13 protein-coding genes are annotated in these 14,987 nt (G+C 66.6%); 10 read left to right on the forward strand and 3 right to left on the reverse strand.

From position 1 onward, the window contains the following. The first annotated feature begins 62 nt into the window (after nt 1–62). Nucleotides 63–1,193, forward strand: a complete 1,131-nt coding sequence (locus tag M2165_RS14335) for a hypothetical protein (protein ID WP_280815280.1) — start codon at nt 63–65, stop codon at nt 1,191–1,193. A 90-nt stretch (nt 1,194–1,283) separates the two neighbouring features. Here M2165_RS14335 and M2165_RS14340 read toward each other — a convergent pair whose 3' ends face one another. Beyond that, nucleotides 1,284–2,480, reverse strand: coding sequence for a porin (locus M2165_RS14340; protein WP_280817540.1), 1,197 nt, complete (start codon nt 2,478–2,480; stop codon nt 1,284–1,286). A gap of 275 nt (nt 2,481–2,755) precedes the next feature. On the opposite strand from M2165_RS14340, the gene M2165_RS14345 reads away from it, so the two are divergent. Then, complete coding sequence (locus tag M2165_RS14345) at nt 2,756–3,205, forward strand: OsmC family protein (protein ID WP_280815281.1); 450 nt, start codon at nt 2,756–2,758, stop codon at nt 3,203–3,205. Between the two features lie 12 nt (nt 3,206–3,217). On the opposite strand, the gene coq7 is transcribed toward M2165_RS14345, so the two are convergent. Next, nucleotides 3,218–3,847: a 2-polyprenyl-3-methyl-6-methoxy-1,4-benzoquinone monooxygenase gene (gene coq7 / locus M2165_RS14350; protein ID WP_280817541.1), complete on the reverse strand. Its 630-nt coding sequence runs from the start codon at nt 3,845–3,847 to the stop codon at nt 3,218–3,220. Nucleotides 3,848–4,129: 282 nt separating this feature from the next. Between coq7 and M2165_RS14355 the strand changes: the two genes are divergently transcribed. The 8 genes from M2165_RS14355 (at nt 4,130) to ygiD (ending at nt 13,478) form a co-directional block, all read left to right on the forward strand. Beyond that, nucleotides 4,130–5,374, forward strand: coding sequence for a porin (locus M2165_RS14355; protein WP_280815282.1), 1,245 nt, complete (start codon nt 4,130–4,132; stop codon nt 5,372–5,374). Nucleotides 5,375–5,540: 166 nt separating this feature from the next. Next, a complete protein-coding gene (locus tag M2165_RS14360) occupies nt 5,541–6,521 on the forward strand; it encodes an ABC transporter permease (RefSeq protein WP_280815283.1) in 981 nt (326 codons plus the stop codon). A gap of 1 nt (nt 6,522) precedes the next feature. Next, nucleotides 6,523–7,788 carry a M20 aminoacylase family protein gene (locus M2165_RS14365; RefSeq protein ID WP_280815284.1) on the forward strand — a complete coding sequence of 422 codons (1,266 nt, stop codon included), beginning with the start codon at nt 6,523–6,525 and terminating at the stop codon, nt 7,786–7,788. 31 nt (nt 7,789–7,819) lie between these two features. Next, the gene (locus M2165_RS14370) at nt 7,820–9,403 is read left to right on the forward strand and encodes an ABC transporter substrate-binding protein (RefSeq protein ID WP_280815285.1); all 1,584 of its coding nucleotides are present in this window, start codon (nt 7,820–7,822) and stop codon (nt 9,401–9,403) included. Between the two features lie 75 nt (nt 9,404–9,478). After that, the gene (locus M2165_RS14375; protein WP_280815286.1) at nt 9,479–10,390 is read left to right on the forward strand and encodes an ABC transporter permease; all 912 of its coding nucleotides are present in this window, start codon (nt 9,479–9,481) and stop codon (nt 10,388–10,390) included. A gap of 17 nt (nt 10,391–10,407) precedes the next feature. Next, on the forward strand, nt 10,408–11,478 hold the full coding sequence (locus M2165_RS14380) for an ABC transporter ATP-binding protein (RefSeq protein ID WP_280815287.1): 1,071 nt from the start codon (nt 10,408–10,410) through the stop codon (nt 11,476–11,478). Then, the gene (locus M2165_RS14385) at nt 11,475–12,506 is read left to right on the forward strand and encodes a dipeptide ABC transporter ATP-binding protein (protein WP_280815288.1); all 1,032 of its coding nucleotides are present in this window, start codon (nt 11,475–11,477) and stop codon (nt 12,504–12,506) included. The genes M2165_RS14380 and M2165_RS14385 overlap by 4 nt, the downstream gene beginning before the upstream one ends. A 57-nt stretch (nt 12,507–12,563) precedes the next feature. After that, a complete protein-coding gene (gene ygiD / locus M2165_RS14390; RefSeq protein ID WP_280815289.1) occupies nt 12,564–13,478 on the forward strand; it encodes a 4,5-DOPA dioxygenase extradiol in 915 nt (304 codons plus the stop codon). Nucleotides 13,479–13,503: 25 nt separating this feature from the next. Here the strand turns inward: ygiD and zwf are convergent, their stop codons facing one another. After that, entirely contained in the window at nt 13,504–14,970 is a 1,467-nt protein-coding gene (zwf, locus tag M2165_RS14395; protein WP_280815290.1) for a glucose-6-phosphate dehydrogenase, read from the reverse strand. Nucleotides 14,971–14,987: the final 17 nt, after the last annotated feature.

The raw sequence follows: 14,987 nt of genomic DNA on the forward strand, positions 1-14,987 counted from the left end.
AGGGAGTTTTCAATTGATAGCGCACGATCATAAGAGGCATCGGGTTTGCTTACGGATATGACATGGACACAAATGTCATAAATATCTTCCAAATAGCCTCCGCTGCTAACGATTCTGGTTTTTTTGAGCGCACCTATCCCGCGATCCATACGTCCGCTGTTCGTTTAACAAACGAGCAAAATTTGTTATCCGTTTCTGTCAGCGACCTTTCCAAAGGATTGATGCAAGCGGAGGCCGCGCGTGTGCAACGAGGCGAAATCGGGCGACCCACCTGGCAGGTGATGGGCAACAGACTGCGCGCTCACATCCTTCCACTGCTGGGTTCGGTGCCCGCAGAGGCCTTTGCCACTGCGGACGCGCAGCGACTGATCGACCATCTCGGAGAACAGGGCTTCACGAGCACGACGATCGCGCAGTACATGGTGCTGTTGCGAAAGGTGTTGATGCATGGCGTGAGCACCGGCGTGCTTCGCGATGCGCCGCCCTTTCCAAAGATCAAGGTACGGAGTCAGCCGCGGGGCAGTTTCAGCGTTGCGGAATACCGCGCGGTGGTTGCAGCGGCGCGCAAATTGCGCGGGCTGCCGCATCCCGTGCTTCAGGAACTCGGCGCCGGCGAACGTTTCTGGATTGCGCGCGAACTGCTCGTCATGCCGCAGGAATTGCCGTGGTTGATTCGTTGGATGGTCAACACCTTTGTTCGTCCGAGCGATATCAAGCTGATGAAGCACAAGCACATCGAGATCGTGCGCGGAAAGCACGTCTACCTGCGCATGAACCTGCCTGAAACGAAGCGGCACAGCCAGCCCATCGTGAGCTTGCGTCCTGCCGTTCGGGTTTACGAATGTCTGCTCGCGCATCAGCGTGAACAGGGCGCGGCGGGTCCGGAGGACTACATCTTCATGCCGCATCTGAAGAATCGCGAGCACGCATTGGCGGTGCTCAACTTCTTGTTCCATTGGGCGCTCAAGCTCACGGGTCTCGAGAAGGGGCCGCTCGGCCAGTCGAGAACGCTGTATTGCTTGCGCCACACCGCGATCACGTTGCGGCTGTTGTACGGGCAGGGCATCGACATGCTGACCCTGGCGCGCAATGCGCGCACGAGCGTGAACATGGTCGAACGTTTCTACGCTTCGGTGCTGAGCGGAGAAATGAATGTGGGGCTGCTGCAGAGCAGGCGTGGCCGTGTGAATTGAGAAAAGCCAAAAAGCCGCCCGGCTTGCGCTGGGCGGCTTGACACTGAATCGCTTCGAACTGGCGGGAGCCAGCATCGGATCAGGTCTCGATCAGAAAGCGTGGCGGATGCCGAAGTCGTAGCCGGTCGAGTTCTTGGGCGTGAAGACCTTGTTGCCGATGAAGGACGGGCCGCCCACGGTCAGGGCTGCACCGTTCTTGTTGCTCACGCGGGCGACCGTGGCGTACAGGGCGGTGCGCTTCGACAGGTTGTGCACGTAGCCGAGCGCCAGCTTGTTGGCCTTCGGGTCCGGCTTGTCGTAGAACGGGTTGAGGTCGTCCGTCTTGTACTTGACGCCCGAATACGAAGCGCGAATCAGGCCAGGACCCACAGGGACCGTCACGCCGACCAGCCAGCCGTTCAGCTTGGTCGAGGTCAGGGAGAGCCGGTCGGCAAGGTAGTACCCGTCGAAGTCGGTCTTCTGCTTGGCCTGCGACAGCTCGCCGAGGAGCTTCACAGGGCCGAAGTCGTACGACGCGCCGATGTTGAAGATGTCGACCTTGTCGGTCGTGCCCGCGAAGTAGTTGTCACCGGTGATGTTGCTGCCGTAGGCCAGCGCGATGTCCAGAGGACCGTTGGCGTAGCCGAAGCGGCCGCCGACGTAACGGCCCTTGCGTGCGATGTCAGCCTTGTCCGGTGTCGCGAAGCCCGGGTCGTACTTGGTCTGCTCGTGGAAGCCGTACTGCACTTGGCCATAGAAGCCGCCGAGGTTCGGCGGCAGGAAGTAGCCGACCGTGTTGCTGGCACGCGTGGGGCTGCCGAACAGGCCGCCAGCGGTGTGGATCAGGTTGGTACCGACGCCGTTGGTACCGAACGGATCGAACACGGAGTTGTTCCAGAACGTCGGCGTGTAGTCGCGGCCGAGGCGGAATTCACCGAAACCACCGGACAGGCTCACCGTCGCACGGCGAGAGAACGTCGCAGCACCTTCGGAACCGTCGTCGTTCTTGATGGGTGCTTCGAGCCAGAAGCTGGCAGCCAGGCCACCACCGAGGTCTTCCGTACCACGGAAGCCCAGACGGCTGGTGTTGTAACCCGAGTGGGCCAGCTCACGGCGGCTGAGCTTGACGCTGCCTTGGTTCCGGTAGAACGGGTTGTAGGCAACCGGGAGGCCGTTCGCGTTGTACGTCACGCCATTGTTCAGATCACGCGAGCTGTTCGAATAGCCGCTGATCGACGCGTCGACCACGCCGAACAGCGTGACGGACGACTGAGCCGAGGCAACACCGGCAACAGCCAGGGCAGCCAGAGCAACTGCCCTTTCGCACCGCGAAACTAGAGTGGAAGCTGGGTCGCCCGCGCCTTGCCGAAGCGCAAAGAAAAAAGCCCCGAGCCTTGCGGCTCGGGGCTAAATCCACCAATTGGAAGGGTGGAGGAGACAACCGGTGCGCACAACGGGGTGCGCGATGAAATAAAGTATATCGGCTGTTTGCTGCGTTGCAACAAGCAGTGACGCTTTTCCCACACACAAATGAATGTCAGTGACCGTTTTTGTTGCTGAACATTCCGGATGGACCGACGAAGATGGAATGCACAGTGAGTTGGACCGGCGACGCCGGCACCCGTTCGGCCATGGGTTTCGTGGCAGAGACCGGCAGCGGCCACGTCCTGACGATGGATGGCGCGCCAGACGCCGCCAAACCCGAGAACGGCGGACAGAACTTCGCACCCCGGCCGATGGAAACCGTGCTCGCGGGCACCGGCGGCTGCACCGCCTATGACGTCGTGCTGATCCTGAAGCGCGGCCGCCACCAGGTGGAGCGCTGCAGCGTCAAGCTCACGAGCGAGCGCGCGCCGAAGGATCCCAAGGTCTTCACCAAGATCCACATGCACTTCACCGTGGCAGGCAAGGGCATACCGGCCGCCGCCGTGGAGCGCGCGATCGCCCTGAGCCACGAGACCTATTGCTCGGCGAGCATCATGCTCGCGAAGACCGCCGAGATCACGACGAGCTTCGATCTGATCGAGACCTGAAGCCGCGGCGTCTCAGATGCGGTGCGCCACCGTGGTCATGACCCGCGAGGCCAGCCGCATCAGGGCCTTGGCCGGTGCCGGCAGCTCTGCGGCGCCCGCATCGACGGCCTGGGAAGCGTGCCGCGCCTCGTCGATCTTCATCTGCTCGACGACGGCCCGCGAGGCGGTGTCCGCAGGCGGCAGGCGGCCAAGATGGCTGTCGAGATGCGCCTCGACCTGCCGTTCGGTCTCCGCGACGAACCCCAGGCTCAGCGGGTCTCCGAGGCGCCCCGCGACCAATCCGAGGCCGAAAGCGCCGGCATACCACAGCGGATTCAGCAGCGAGGGCCGGGCACCCAACTCGTCCAGCCGCTGGCGCGTCCAGGCCAGATGATCGGTCTCCTCGTGCGAAGCCTCGAGCAGCTGGGCGCGCAGAACCGGATCGCGGGCCACTGCGGCCTGGGCGGTGTAAAGCGCCTGGGCGCAGACCTCGCCGACGTGGTTGACCCGCATCAGCGCCCCGGCCTCTCGGCGCTCCGACTCGGTCATTTCGGCCGGCGCCTGGCGGGGTGGCGGCATGGACCGGGTGGCGCGATGGCGGGCAAAAAGCGTACGCAACGCTGCATCGGCCGTGTTGAGAACGGGATCGAGCGAAAAGGTCATGTCGTTATTGGAACCCATGCCGAAGACCACGGGAAAATCGCCGGTCTGATTTCGCATTGTGGTTTTTCGGAAGGCTTCACGCCTTTGTTGCAGTCCTGCAACGAAACGCGGGGGGCTCCGGAGATTTCGGGCGAATTGTTTTGCCCTGCCGCAGCGCCTCTGGTGCAATAGCATCAACTTCCCAAAAGGAGGTTGGCCCGGGGTCCGGTGGGAGCACAAAAGTGCCAGTCACGGTGAGCCCTTCGCACCGGAGCCCTATGTTTAACCTTGGAGAAACTTGCAATGAAAAAATCTCTAGTTGCTCTGGCTGCCCTGGCTGTCGCCGGTGTTGCCTCGGCTCAGTCGTCCGTCACGCTGTTCGGCGTGGTCGACGCGTCGATCAGCGGCTACTCGAACACCTCGCGTGACCTGAACGGTGCCACGTTCCTGAACCCGTTCTACCTGAACCAAGGCAGCGTGAAGACCAGCCGTCGTGAACTGGCCAACTCGGGTTACAACTCCAGCCGTCTGGGCTTCCGTGGTACGGAAGACCTCGGTGGCGGCCTGGCTGCCAGCTTCTGGCTCGAAGCACCGATCTCCAACGACGACGGCCAGCAAGGTGTTGCCACCTTCGCACGTCGCTCGACCGTGAGCCTGTCGGGTGGTTTCGGTGAAATCCGCCTCGGCCGTGACTACACGCCGACGTTCTGGAACGACACCGTGTTCGATCCGTTCGGCACCAACGGCGTCGGTACCAACCTGATTTCGACGGCCAACGGCACCTTCGGCGCCTTCGGCACCCCCGCTGCTTCGACCGCTCCGTTCACCAACGTCGGCTCGAACAACTACACCCGCGCCAGCAACACCATCGGCTACTTCCTGCCCCCGAACCTCGGCGGCTTCTACGGCCAGCTGATGTACGGCTTCAGCGAGAAGACCAAGTACGATCCGGGCACCGCCACCCCGACCACGCTGAACGCTTCGCGCCAAGGCCGTTACGTTGGTGGCCGTTTCGGCTACGCCAACGGTCCTCTGGACGTGGCGATTGCCTACGGCAGCAGCACGGTTGGCGACAACTACTACGTTGGCACGACCACCAAGGTCAACACCCTGAACCTCGGCGCTTCGTATGACTTCGGTCCCGTGAAGCTCTTCGGTGAAGTGTCGCGCGCCAAGAACAAGCTCGACTACGAAGTCGAGCCCTTCCTCGGCGGCCGTCCCGACATCGACCTGACCGGCTACCTGCTCGGCGTGACCGTGCCGGTCGGCGCTGGCCTGATCCGTGCTTCGTACTCGCGCGTCAAGTACGACTTCAACGCGCCCGCAGTGCTGTTCGCTCCTGACGTCGCAGATCCGAAGGCCAGCAAGCTGGCGATCGGCTACGTGCACAACCTGTCGAAGCGCACGGCTCTGTACGCCACGATCGCTCGCATCAGCAACAAGAACGGTGCTGCTCTGACCGTTGGCGGCCCCGCCTTCATCAGCAACGCCGTCTTCACGCCGAAGAACTCGACCGGCTACGATTTCGGTATCCGTCACGCTTTCTAATTCGAGGCTGGCCTGAGCCAGCTTTGAATCGAAAGTTCAAAAGCCACTCGACGCAAGTCGGGTGGCTTTTTTCATTGGGAGCGCACCATCGGCGTGCACCCCCGGGGAACCACCGTGCGGGCACGCACCTTGCACTGCTAGCATGCCTGCTCACTTTGTTTGCTGAATGATTGCCTTTGTCCTGCGCCGCCTGATCCAAGCCGTGATCGTCATGATCGCGGTCGCGTTCATCGCCTTCCTTCTCTTCCAATACGTGGGCGACCCGGTCGTGTTCCTGCTGGGCCAGGACGCCAAGCCCGAGCAGATCCGCGAGATGCGCGCCGCATTGGGGCTCGACCAGCCCTTCTTCGTGCAGTTCTGGCGCTTCCTGGGCAATGCGGCACAGGGCGAGTTCGGCCTGAGCCTGCGCCAGGGCGCCAAGGTGTCGCGCCTGATCGGCGAACGCTTTCCCGCCACGCTCGAACTCGCGCTGGTCGCGGCCGTGCTGGCGCTCTTCATCGGCATTCCGATGGGCGTGTACACGGCACTGCGCCGCGGGACCTTCATGAGCCAGGTGTTCATGACCGTGTCGCTGCTGGGCGTGTCGCTGCCCACCTTCCTGATCGGCATCCTGCTGATCCTCGTCTTCGCCGTGGTGCTCGGCTGGTTCCCGAGCTTCGGCCGGGGCGAGACGGTGCAGTTCGGCTGGTGGACGAGCGGGCTCTTCCGCGTCGACGGCTGGCACCACATCGTCCTGCCGGCCGTGACGCTGGCGATCTTCCAGCTCACGCTGATCATGCGGCTGGTGCGCGCCGAGATGCTCGAGGTGCTGCGCACCGACTACATCAAGTTCGCGCGGGCGCGCGGACTCACGAACCGCGCGATCCACTTCGGCCATGCGCTCAAGAACACGCTGGTGCCGGTGATGACGATCACCGGCCTGCAGCTCGGCGGCCTCATCGCCTTCGCGATCATCACGGAGTCGGTGTTCCAGTGGCCCGGCATGGGGCTGCTGTTCATCCAGGCCGTGACCTTCGCCGACGTGCCCGTGATGGCGGCCTACCTGTGCCTCATCGCGCTGATCTTCGTAGTCATCAACCTGGTGGTCGACCTGCTGTATTTCGTGGTCGATCCGCGGCTGCGCGTCGGCAAGGCGGGAGGACATTGACATGACGACGACTGCCGCCCCGCGACTGCGGGCGTCTGGACGGGCGTTCGCGCAGATCGCGAACTTCTACCCCGAGCTGGAGGCCTTCCGGCGCGATCTGCATGCGCATCCCGAACTCGGCTTCGAGGAGGTCTACACCTCGGGCCGCGTGCGCGAGGCGCTGCGCGCCTGCGGCGTGGACGAGATCCACGAGGGCATCGGCAAGACCGGCGTGGTGGGCGTCATCCGCGGCCGCTCCACTGCGAGCCGGCGCATGATCGGCCTGCGCGCCGACATGGACGCGCTGCCGATGCGCGAAGACAACGACTTCGCCTGGCGCTCGGCCCACGACGGCCTGATGCACGGCTGCGGCCACGACGGCCACACCGCGATGCTGGTCGGCGCGGCGCGCTACCTCGCCGAGACGCGCAACTTCGACGGCACCGCGGTGCTGATCTTCCAGCCCGGCGAAGAAGGCTGCGCGGGCGCGCGCGTGATGATCGAGGACGGCCTCTTCGAGCGCTTTCCGGTGCAGTCGGTCTACGCCATGCACAACTGGCCCGGCATGCCCGCGGGCACCGTGGGCATCAACCGCGGCGCTATGATGGCCGCGGCCGACCGCGTGACCATCGAGATCAAGGGCAAGGGCGGACATGGCGCCCATGCCTACCAGACCATCGATTCCGTCACGGTGGCGGCCCACATCATCACGGCCGTGCAGACCATCGTGTCGCGCAACGTGCGCCCGATCGATGCGGCCGTCATCAGCATCTGCGCCGTGCAGGCCGGCGACCTCGGCGCGATGAGCGTGATCCCCGGCGAGGCCACGCTGGTCGGCACCGTGCGCACCTTCAGCGCGCGCGTGCAGGCGCAGATCGAGCAGCGGCTCAACGAGCTCTGCACCGCGGTGGCCGCGGGCTTCGGCGCCACCGCCACCATCAAGTACGAGCGCATCTATCCGGCCACGATCAACACCGCGCCCGAGGCCATGTTCGCGGCCGACGTGGCGGAGTCGCTCGTGGGCGCTTCCAACGTCGAGCGCAGCATGGAGCCCAGCATGGGCGCCGAGGATTTCTCCTTCATGCTGCAGAAGAAGGCCGGCGCCTACCTGCGCATCGGCCAGGACGTGCGCAACGGCGCCTACCTGCACAACAGCCGCTACGACTTCAACGACGAGATCCTGCCGCTCGGCGCCGCGCTCCACGCGGGCCTCATCGAGCAGGGCATGCCGCTTGCCGCCACCCGCGGCGGGCAGCCCGAGAAAGCTGCCGCCACCGCGGCGTCTTGAGTTTCCGATCCCCAACCCGAGGAGTGTTCCCATGAGTTTCAAGAAGAACGTGGCTGCGGCCGCCGTGTTGTGCGCCCTGGGCGCCGTCAGCCTGGTCGCCGGCGCGCAGACCATCCGGATCGCCAATCAGGGCGACGCGCTCTCGCTCGATCCGCACTCGCTCAACGAGTCGCTGCAGCTCAGCACCACGCAGAACGTCTACGAGACCCTGACCGGCCGCAACAAGGACCTGAGCCTCGCGCCGCTGCTCGCCACCAGCTGGAAGCAGGCCTCGCCCACGGTGTGGCGCTTCGAACTGCGCAAGGGCGTGCAGTTCCATGACGGCACGCCGTTCACCGCCGACGACGTGGTCTTCAGCCTCCAGCGCGCCGCGGGCGAGGGCTCGGACATGCAGAGCTACACCAACGACATCAAGGAAGTGCGCAAGGTCAACGACCTCACGGTCGAGATCGAGACCAAGGCGCCGTTCCCGATCCTGCCTGACGTGCTGTCGCAGGTCGCGATCATGAGCAAGAAGTGGTGCGTCGAGAACAAGGCCGAGAAGCCCGTGGACCGCCGCAAGGGCATCGAGAACACCGCCTCCTTCAAGGCCAACGGCACCGGCCCGTTCCGCGTGCGCGAGCGCCAGCCCAACGTGCGCACGGTGTTCGTGCGCAACGGCACCTACTGGGGCAAGATCGAAGGCAATGCCCAGGAGGTGATCTTCACCCCGATCGCCAACCCGGCCACGCGCGTGGCCGCGCTGGTCTCGGGCGAAGTCGACGTGATGGAGCCGATCCCCGTGCAGGACGTCGCCCGCGTCAACAGCAGCCCCAACGCGCGCGCCATCACCGGCCCCGAGCTGCGCACCATCTTCCTCGGCATGGACCAGAAGCGCGACGAGCTGCTGTACTCGAGCGTCAAGGGCAAGAACCCGTTCAAGGACAAGCGCGTGCGCCAGGCCTTCTACCAGGCCATCGACATCGCCGGCATCCAGCGCACCGTGATGCGCGGCGCCTCGCGGCCCACGGGTCTGCTCGTCGGCCCCGGCATCAACGGCTGGACCGCCGAGCAGGACAAGCGCCTGCCCTTCGACGTCGAAGCCGCCAAGAAGCTGCTGGCCGAGGCCGGCTATCCGAACGGCTTCGAGGTCTCGATGAACTGCCCGAACGACCGCTACGTCAACGACGGCCAGATCTGCCAGGCCGTGGCGGGCAACCTGGCGAAGGTCGGCGTCAAGGTCAACCTCGTGGTGGAGACCAAGGGCACGTACTTCCCGAAGATCCTGCGCCGCGACACGAGCTTCTACATGCTCGGCTGGACGCCCTCGACGTACGATGCGCACAACGCGCTCAATGCGCTGACCGCCTGCGTCGACGACAAGGGCGCGGGCCAGTTCAACCTGGGTGCGTACTGCAATCCCAAGCTCGACGAGCTGACCAAGAAGATCCAGTCCGAGAACGACAAGGCCAAGCGCAACGAGTACATCAAGGAAGCCTTCAAGATCCATGCGGACGACGTCGGCACGCTGCCGCTGCATCAGCAGTCGCTGGCCTGGGGCGTGAGCAAGAAGGTCGAGCTGGTGCAACTGGCCGACAACTTCATGTTCTTCAAGTGGATGAGCATCAAGCCCTGATCGCCGCCGCGCCGGACGCCTGACGGACGGCTCCTTGGGCCCGCTTCTTGCGGGCCCATCCTTTTGCTTCCCACGATGAAAAAAACCCTTGCCCGCTGGCTCGACAGCGATGTCGGCTACAGCTTCCGCACCTCGCCCGTGGCGATCGGGGCGGCGCTGGTCGCACTGGTCTGCGTCTTCTGCGCGGTGTTCGCCGGCTGGGTGTCGCCGCACAACCCCTTCGATCTCGCGACGCTCGAACTCGGCGATGCCCGGCTGCCGCCGGCCTGGTCGGCGGAGGGCTCGAGCAAGTACCTGCTCGGCACCGACGACCAGGGTCGCGACATCCTTTCCGCACTGATCTACGGCGCGCGCATCTCGCTCATCGTCGGCGTCGTGTCGGTGGTGCTGTCGGTCCTCGTCGGCGTGGTGCTCGGCCTCATGGCCGGCTTCTTCGGCGGCTGGCTCGACACCTTTCTGATGCGCGTGTGCGACGTGATGCTGTCGTTCCCGCCGATCCTCGTCGCGCTGCTGATCGCGGGCGTGGGCCGCGCGCTCTTTCCGCATGCCAACGATTCGCTCGCCTTCGGCGTGCTCATCATCTCGATCTCGCTCACCGGCTGGGTGCAGTACGCGCGCACCGTGCGCGGCACCACGATGGTGGAGCGCAACAAGGAATACGTGCAGGCCGCGCGCGTCACCGGCGTGGCGCCGCTGCGCATCATGCTGCGCCACGTGCTGCCCAACGTGATGGGGCCGGTGATGGTGCTCGCCACCATCCAGGTCGCGACCGCGATCATCACCGAGGCCACCCTGTCCTTCCTCGGCGTCGGCGTGCCGCCGACCTCGCCGTCGCTGGGCACGCTGATCAGCATCGGCAACCAGTACCTGTTCTCGGGCGAATGGTGGATCACGGTGTTCCCGGGCGCGATGCTGGTGCTGATCGCGCTCAGCGTGAACCTGCTCGGCGACTGGCTGCGCGACGCGCTCAACCCGCGCCTGCGCTGAACGAAGGGAACCACACCATGAGCCTGCTGCAAGTCAAAGACCTCGTCGTCGAGTTTCCGCACCGCCGCGGCACGCTGCGTGCGCTCGACGGCATTTCGTTCGACATCGCGCCGGGCGAGATCCTCGGCGTGGTGGGCGAGTCGGGCGCCGGCAAGTCGCTCACGGGCGCGGCCATCATCGGGCTGCTCGAGCCGCCGGGCCGGGTGGCGGGCGGCGAGATCGTGCTCGAGGGCCAGCGCATCGACAACCTCGGCTTCGACGCCATGCGGCCGATCCGCGGCCGCAAGATCGGCGCGATCTTCCAGGATCCGCTGACCTCGCTGAACCCGCTCTACACCGTCGGCCGGCAACTGACCGAAACCATCCGCGCCCACCTGCCGGTGACCGAGGCCGAGGCGCGGCGCCGCGCCATCGGCCTGCTGCAGGACACCGGCATTCCCGCCGCCGAGCAGCGCATCGACCACTTTCCGCACCAGTTCTCGGGCGGCATGCGCCAGCGCGTGGTGATCGCACTGGCGCTCGCGGCCGAGCCCAAGCTCATCGTGGCCGACGAGCCCACCACCGCGCTCGACGTCTCGATCCAGGCGCAGATCATCCAGCTGCTCAAGCGCGTCTGCAGGGAGCGCGGCGCGGCCGTGATGCTGATCACGCACGACATGGGCGTGATCGCCGAGACCTGCGACCGCGTGGCCGTGATGTACGCCGGCCGTATCGCGGAGATCGGGCCGGTGCACGAAGTCATCCACCAGCCTGCACATCCTTACACCTCGGGCCTGATGGCCTCGATTCCCGACATGGCGAGCGACCGCGAACGGCTCAACCAGATCGACGGCGCGATGCCGCGCCTCAACGCGATTCCGAAGGGCTGCGCCTACAACCCGCGCTGCCCGCGCACCTTCGCGCGCTGCCTGTCGGAGCGGCCAGAGCTCATGCATGCGGGCGCCACGCGCGCCGCCTGCTGGCTGCACGATGCCGCCGATCCGCACCGCGGCCAGGCCGAACTCGCCGCCCGGCACCAGGCGGCGCAACAGGCGGGCGAACGCGCCGTGCCCGATGCGGCCGCGCCGCTCGACGAGGTGACGCGATGAGCACCACCACCACCACCACCGCCACTGCTGCCGCCGCCGAGCCGCTCGTCGTCGCGCACGACCTGGCTCGCACCTTCGACGTGTCGCCGCCCTGGCTCAACCGCGTGCTCGAGCGCAAGCCGCGCGTGCTTCTGCATGCGGTGGACGGCGTGAGCTTTTCCATCGAGCGCGGCAAGACGCTCGCGCTGGTCGGCGAATCGGGCTGCGGCAAGAGCACCGTGGCGCGCCTGCTGGTCGGCCTCTATGCGCCGACGCGCGGCGGCCTGCGCTTCGATGGGCAGGATGCGCATGCCGCGTTCAAGGCGCCGGAGGGCCGCGCGCTGCGCCGCCGCATCCAGATGATCTTCCAGGACCCCTACGCGAGCCTCAACCCGCGCTGGATCGTCGAGGACATCATCGGCGAGCCGCTGCGCGAGCACGGCATCCTGCGCGGCAAGGCCGAGCTGCGCGCGCGCGTGGGCGAGCTGCTCCAGTCCGTCGGCCTCTCGCCGCTGGACAGCGCCAAGTACCCGCACCAGTTCTCGGGCGGGCAGCGCCAGCGCATCTCGATCGCACGCGCGCTCGCCACGCAGCCCGAGTTCCTCGTGTGCGACGAGCCCACCTCCGCGCTCGACGTGAGCGTGCAGGCCCAGGTGCTCAACATCATGAAGGACCTGCAGCGCGCGCGCGGCCTGACCTACCTCTTCATCTCGCACAACCTCGCGGTGGTGCGGCACGTGGCGGACCAGGTCGGCGTGATGTACCTCGGCCGGCTGGTCGAGGTGGCCGACAAGCAGAAGCTCTTCGCCGAGCCGCAGCATCCGTACACGCGCATGCTGCTGGACGCGATCCCACAGATGAAGCACACCGGCCGCGCGCGCACGCCGGTGCAGGGCGAAGTGCCCAATCCGCTGAACCCGCCCACGGGCTGCGCCTTCCATCCGCGCTGCCCGCATGCCAACGCCCGGTGCTCGGCCGAGCGGCCGGCGCTCATGGAGCTGCGCGGCGTGCGCGTGGCCTGCCATGCGGTCGAAGAGGGCCGGATCTGATCGCAAGGCGTGCGTAAACGCACTGCCGGGCCCGCCGCCTCCGGGCAGAGTGCGGGCATGACCTTCCATCGGCTTTCCGGCGCCAGCGGCCGCCGCGGCTTCCTCATGGGCTCGGCCCTGGGCGCGACCGCGGCGCTGGCTTCGCTCTCTTCGCTCGCGCATGCCGCCGCGGGCGTCTCGTCGCCGCCGCCGCGGCGCATGCCGGTGATCTTCATCGGCCACGGTTCGCCGATGAACGCGCTTGCCGACAACGGCTTCACGCGCCGGCTCGCCGCCTGGGGCGGCGAGCTTCCGCGGCCCTCGGCGATCCTGAGCGTTTCGGCCCACTGGCTCAGCCGGGGTGCCACCGGCGTCGGCGTGCAGGAGCGGCCGAAGACCATCCACGACTTCGGCGGCTTTCCACAGGCGCTGTTCGACATCCAATACCCCGCCCCCGGCCATCCGCTGCTGGCGCGCGAGGCCGCGGGCGCGATCACGCAGACCCGGGTGATCGAGACGCCGCAGTGGGGCCTGGACCACGGCACCTGGACGGTGCTCCGGCACCTCTATCCGAAGGCCGACATCCCGGTGTTCCAGCTCAGCATCGATTACGACCGGCCAGCCGCCTTCCACCATGCGGTGGGGCGCGACCTCGCCGCGCTGCGCGAGAAGGGCGTGCTCGTGATGGGCAGCGGCAACGTGGTGCACAACCTGCGCGCCACCGATCGTGGCACGCCCGACGGCCCCGCCGCGAGCCGGCCCTGGGCGCAGTCCTTCGACGATGCGGTGAAGGCCGCACTCGCGGGGCGCGACGACCGTGCACTGGTCGCCTACGAGAAGCTCCCCGGCGCCGAGACTGCGGTGGCCACGCCCGACCACTACTTTCCGTTTCTCTACGCGCTCGGCGCCGCCGGCGCGGGCGAGCGCGCGAAGACGGTCTACGAAGGATTCCAGTCCGGCACGCTGAGCATGCGCTGCATCCAGTTCGGCTGATGCGCGCGGCCCGGCCGGCGCCCGGCTATTGTTCCTCGCTCCACGAGAAGCCGTCGCGCGCGATCATGGCGCTCGACGCGCTCGGCCCCCAGGTGCCGGCCGCATAGGGGCGCGGGCCGCCGTCCGCGGCCCAGCTGTCGATCAGCGGCTCGACCCAGCGCCATGCCTCTTCCTGCTCGTCGCTGCGCACGAAGAGGTTCAGGCGGCCGTCGATCACGTCGAGCAGCAGCCGCTCGTAGGCGCCCACGCGCTCCGAGCCGAAGCGCTTGTCGAAGTCGAGGTCGAGCTGCACCGGCGCGAGTTGCGCGGCGCTCTGGTGGCCGTTGCCGCGCCGGTTGTCCTGCGCCTGCGCGAGCATGTGCAGTTCCAGGCCGTCGCGCGGCTGGAGATTGATCACCAGCTTGTTCACCGCCCCGGCCGGGGCGCGGAAGATCGCGTGCGGGGTGGGCCGGAAGTTGACCTCGATGCGCGCATCGCGCGAGGCCAGCCGCTTGCCGGTGCGGATGTAGAGCGGCACGCCGGCCCAGCGCCAGTTGGCGATCTCGGTGCGCAGCGCCACGAAGGTCTCGGTGCGGCTTTCGGGATCGACGCCGGGCTCGTCGCGGTAGCCCGGCACCCGCTCGCCATAGGCCGTGCCGGCGGTGTACTGGCCGCGGATGGCGTGCAGGCTCAGCGTCTCGGGCGTCCACGGCTTGAGCGCGCGCAGCACCTTGAGCTTCTCGTCGCGGATCGCGTCGGCGTGCGAGTTGATCGGCGGCTCCATGCCGATCGCGCAGACCAGCTGCAGCGCATGGTTCTGCACCATGTCGCGCAGCGCGCCGGTCTGGTCGTAGAAGGCGCCGCGCTTCTCCACGCCCAGGTCCTCGGCGATGGTGATCTGGATGTTCGCGATGTGCTCGCGGCGCCAGATCGGCTCGAACAGCGCATTGCCGAAGCGCATCGCGAACAGGTTCTGCACCGAGGGCTTGCCCAGGTAGTGGTCGATGCGGAAGACCTGCTTCTCGTCGAGCACCTTGCACACCGCAGCGTTGATCGCGCGGTTGGAGGCCAGGTCGTGGCCCAGCGGCTTCTCGAGCACCACGCGCGTCGAAGGCCCGTTGAGGCCCGCCGCGGCGATCTGCTCGACCACCTGCGTGAAGAGCGCGGGTGCCGTCGCCACGTACATCACCACCGTGTCGGCGTTGCGCTGCTTGAGCAGGTCGGAGAGCCGCGCGTAGTCGGCCGGCTTCGACAGGTCCATGCGCAGGAAGTACAGCAGCGAGGCGAACTTCTCGAACTCCTCGGCCGAGGGCCGCTTGGCGCCCTCGACGGCGTTGAAGCGCGAGCGGATCAGTTCGCGGTACTGGTCGTCGGTGAGGTCGTCCCGCGCCACGCCGACGATGCGTCCGTCTTTCGGCAGGCTGCCGTGCCTGAAGGCCTGGAACAGCGCGGGCATCAGCTTGCGCCATGCAAGATCGCCGGTACCGCCGAACAGAACGAGATCGAAGCTCATGGGTCGAATTTCCTTGT

The sequence above is a fragment of the Variovorax sp. TBS-050B genome (assembly GCF_029893635.1).
Taxonomy (GTDB): Bacteria; Pseudomonadota; Gammaproteobacteria; order Burkholderiales; family Burkholderiaceae_C; genus Variovorax.

Excerpts from the sequence above, each read along its gene's own strand:
- M2165_RS14360 (WP_280815283.1), top strand. The coding sequence starts at position 5,541 with ATGATTGCCTTTGTCCTGCGCCGCCTGATCCAAGCCGTGATCGTCATG.
- zwf (WP_280815290.1), bottom strand. The coding sequence starts at position 14,970 with ATGAGCTTCGATCTCGTTCTGTTCGGCGGTACCGGCGATCTTGCATGG.
- M2165_RS14370 (WP_280815285.1), top strand. The coding sequence starts at position 7,820 with ATGAGTTTCAAGAAGAACGTGGCTGCGGCCGCCGTGTTGTGCGCCCTG.
- ygiD (WP_280815289.1), top strand. The coding sequence starts at position 12,564 with ATGACCTTCCATCGGCTTTCCGGCGCCAGCGGCCGCCGCGGCTTCCTC.
- M2165_RS14385 (WP_280815288.1), top strand. The coding sequence starts at position 11,475 with ATGAGCACCACCACCACCACCACCGCCACTGCTGCCGCCGCCGAGCCG.
- coq7 (WP_280817541.1), bottom strand. The coding sequence starts at position 3,847 with ATGACCTTTTCGCTCGATCCCGTTCTCAACACGGCCGATGCAGCGTTG.
- M2165_RS14365 (WP_280815284.1), top strand. The coding sequence starts at position 6,523 with ATGACGACGACTGCCGCCCCGCGACTGCGGGCGTCTGGACGGGCGTTC.
- M2165_RS14380 (WP_280815287.1), top strand. The coding sequence starts at position 10,408 with ATGAGCCTGCTGCAAGTCAAAGACCTCGTCGTCGAGTTTCCGCACCGC.
- M2165_RS14345 (WP_280815281.1), top strand. The coding sequence starts at position 2,756 with ATGGAATGCACAGTGAGTTGGACCGGCGACGCCGGCACCCGTTCGGCC.
- M2165_RS14355 (WP_280815282.1), top strand. The coding sequence starts at position 4,130 with ATGAAAAAATCTCTAGTTGCTCTGGCTGCCCTGGCTGTCGCCGGTGTT.
- M2165_RS14375 (WP_280815286.1), top strand. The coding sequence starts at position 9,479 with ATGAAAAAAACCCTTGCCCGCTGGCTCGACAGCGATGTCGGCTACAGC.
- M2165_RS14335 (WP_280815280.1), top strand. The coding sequence starts at position 63 with ATGGACACAAATGTCATAAATATCTTCCAAATAGCCTCCGCTGCTAAC.